Genomic DNA, 3,103 nt, shown 5'->3' with positions numbered 1-3,103 from the left:
TACGGCTTACGTTCCACCATGTCTTCCAGCAGAACGCACCAGCCCCCACACGCAACACGATCAACCCCGCACGCCAGACATCACCTCAACCCGAAACCCAGCGAACCCGTACAGAACACCCTCTCAGGACTGGGCCGGCGGGAGGATGCTCTCGTCGCTACCGAACAGGCCGTGCGGATCCGCCGGCGGCTCGCCACGACGGATCCGGCCACCTTCGAACCCGACCTCGCCGCCTCCCTGACCAATCTCGGCGGCTGGCTCTCGGAACTGGGGCGGCGCGCGGACGCCCTGACCGCCACCGAGGAAGCCGTCCAGATCTACCGGCGCCTCGCCGCGGCGAACCCCGCCGCCTTCGAACCCGACCTCGCCGCCTGCGTCGACAACCTCGGCCTCTGGCTGTCCGGGCTGGGGCGGCGCGAGGACGCCCGCACCACCACCGAGGAAGCCGTCCAGATCCGCCGGCGGCTCGCGGCGGCGAACCCCGCCGCCTTCGAACCCGACCTCGCCCGCTCCCTGAACAACCTCGGTGCCCAGCTCTCCGAACTCGGGCGGCCCGACAACGCCCTCTCCGCCACCGAACAGGTCGTCCAGATCTACCAGCGGCTCGCCGCGGCGAACCCCGCCGCCTTCGAACCCGACCTCGCCCGCTCCCTGAACAACCTCGGTTTCCTCCTGTCCGAACTCGGGCAGCGCGAGGACGCCCGCACCACCACCGAACAGGCCTTCCAGATCTACCAGCGACTCGCCGCGGTGAACCCCGCCGCCTTCGAACCCGACCTCGCCCGCTCCCTGAACAACCTCGGTGCCCAGCTCTCCGAACTCGGGCGGCCCGACAACGCCCTCTCCGCCACCGAACAGGCCATCCACATCCGGCGGCGACTCGCCACCGACAACCCCGGTGCCTTCGAACCCGACCTCGCCGCGTCCCTCAACAACCTCGGCATCCAGCTCTCGAAGCTCAGGCGGCACGAGGACGCCCGCACAGCCGCCGAAGAGGCCGTGGAGATCTATCAGCGGCTCGCCACGGCGAATCCCGCCGCCTTCGAACCCGACCTCGCCGCCTCCCTGACCAACCTCGGTGTTCTGCTGGCGGAGCTGGAACAGCGCGAGGACGGCCTGGCCCACACGGAACAGGCCCTCACGATCTACCGAAAGCTCGCCGCGGCGAACCCTGCCGCCTTCGAACCCGACCTCGCCCGCTCCCTGAACAACCTGGGTGTTCTACTGGCGGCGCTGGGACGGCCGGAGGAGGCACTGACAGCCACCGAGCAGGCTGTGGAGATCCGTCGACGGCTCGCCGCAGCGCACCCCACGGTCTTCGAAGCCGATCTCTCGGTGTCTCTGACCAACCTCGGTCTCCTGCAGTCGGAGCTGGAGCGGGGAGAGAAAGCCCGACCGCCCCAGCAACAGGGCTGACCTCGTGGGTCCGGGCAGCAGGACCTCGGCGAACCGGCGCAGCCGCCGACGCCCGCGGCCTCCCCAGCGTTGCCGGTGAAACGCAGAACGACCTGATCGGCACCGGCGTCGTGATACTCACGGGTACGGGCCACAATGGAGCCGAAATCCCCCAGGCGGTCACCGTGAGCGGGCGGCCGCGATCGGGCCCCCGTCACGAAGGTCCGCCGACGGACTGACGGTCGTGGTGCTGGCCGTCGCCAGCTGGTGCACGCCAGGGTGGGTACGGCCGGTAGTGTCGCGGAGCGTGACTCTCGATCGGTGGCGGGATCGGTACGCGCAGCGTGCCCAGGGGATGATCGCGAGCGAGGTTCGGGCATTGTTCGCGGTCGCATCCCGCCCCGAGATCGTGTCGCTCGCCGGGGGCATGCCTCCGGTCGACGTCCTTCCGTTGGACGCGTTCGCGGCGACGGTGTCGGAGCTGGTGTTGAGCCGGGGCGCGGTGGCGCTGCAGTACGGCTCGGCGCAGGGCGATCCGGGGCTGCGGGCGCGGATCTGCGACGTGATGGCAATGGAGGGCATCACCGACGCCCATCCGGACAACGTGGTGGTGACCGCCGGATCGCAGCAGGCGCTGGACCTGCTCACCCGCGTGTTCATCGACCCGGGCGACGTCGTGATCACCGAGGGGCCGACCTACGTCACGGCGATCAACACGTTCGCGGCCTATCAGGCGCGGATCGTGCACGTGCCGATGGACGGCGACGGCCTGTCGCCCGACGCGCTCGCGGAGACGTTGGCGCGGCTGGCGGCCGAGGGCGCCCGGGTGAAGCTGCTCTACACGGTGCCGACGTTCCAGAACCCTGGAGGGATCACACTGACGGGCCCCCGGCGGGCCGAAGTGATCGAGATCTGCCGGCGCGCGGGGGTGCTCGTGGTCGAGGACAACCCGTACGGCCTGCTGTCGTTCACCGGTGAGCCGGTGCGGGCGATGCGCGCCGACGCCCCGGACGACGTGGTCTACCTGGGATCGTTCTCGAAGACGCTGGCGCCGGGGCTGCGCGTCGGGTGGGCGCTCGCCCCGCCCGCGGTGACAGCCCGGCTGGTGCTGGCCGCGGAGTCGGCGATCCTGTCACAGTCGATGTTCACCCAGCTGGCGGTCGAGCGGTACCTGGCGACCCAACCGTGGGCGGAGCAGGTGAAGGCGTTCCGGGAGATGTACCGGGAACGCCGCGACGCCATGCTCGACGCCCTGGACGAGGCGATGCCACCCGGTGCGACCTGGACCCGCCCCGACGGGGGGTTCTTCGTCTGGTTGACGCTGCCGGACGGGGTGAACACCAAGGCGATGTTGCCGCGGGCGATCGCCGCCCGGGTCGCCTACGTTCCCGGGGTCGGGTTCTACGCCGACGGGTCAGGCGGTACCAGCATGCGGCTGTCGTACTGCTACCCACCGCCGGAACGCATCCGCGAGGGGGTCGGCCGCCTCGGCGCGGTCGTCCGCGACGAGCTGGCCCTGCGTGACACCTTCGCCGCTCGCCCCGCCCGTTCCTGATACGCCCGACCCTGTGAAGGATCCGACGATTCTCAATGAAGTTGTCAAGTGGATCATGCTGTGCGGCGACTGTGGTGAGGGGCGGTGACGTGGGTTGATAGGCACGGTTGTCGCGGAGCAGTGCTCAGAGGACGTTGACGCGGCGGCGCGCGA

Annotated in this window: 2 protein-coding genes; both read left to right on the top strand. The window is 70.2% G+C overall.

Going from position 1 to position 3,103, the window contains the following annotated elements:
* The first annotated feature begins 171 nt into the window (after positions 1–171).
* Positions 172–1,416: a tetratricopeptide repeat protein gene (locus tag AB1460_RS36530; RefSeq protein ID WP_368967070.1), complete on the top strand. Its 1,245-nt coding sequence runs from the start codon at positions 172–174 to the stop codon at positions 1,414–1,416.
* Between the two features lie 334 nt (positions 1,417–1,750).
* On the top strand, positions 1,751–2,950 hold the full coding sequence (locus tag AB1460_RS36525) for a PLP-dependent aminotransferase family protein (protein ID WP_368967071.1): 1,200 nt from the start codon (positions 1,751–1,753) through the stop codon (positions 2,948–2,950).
* The last annotated feature ends 153 nt before the right edge of the window (positions 2,951–3,103 follow it).

Origin of the sequence: Parafrankia sp. FMc2 (assembly GCF_041008525.1) — a bacterium.
GTDB lineage: Bacteria > Actinomycetota > Actinomycetes > Frankiales > Frankiaceae > Parafrankia.
Note: the sequence above shows the minus strand (reverse complement) of the source record. Positions and strands in the feature narration are given on the sequence as shown.

What these genes read in the sequence shown, in the direction of transcription:
- AB1460_RS36525 (WP_368967071.1), top strand. Translation starts at nt 1,751, where the DNA reads ATGATCGCGAGCGAGGTTCGGGCATTGTTCGCGGTCGCATCCCGCCCC.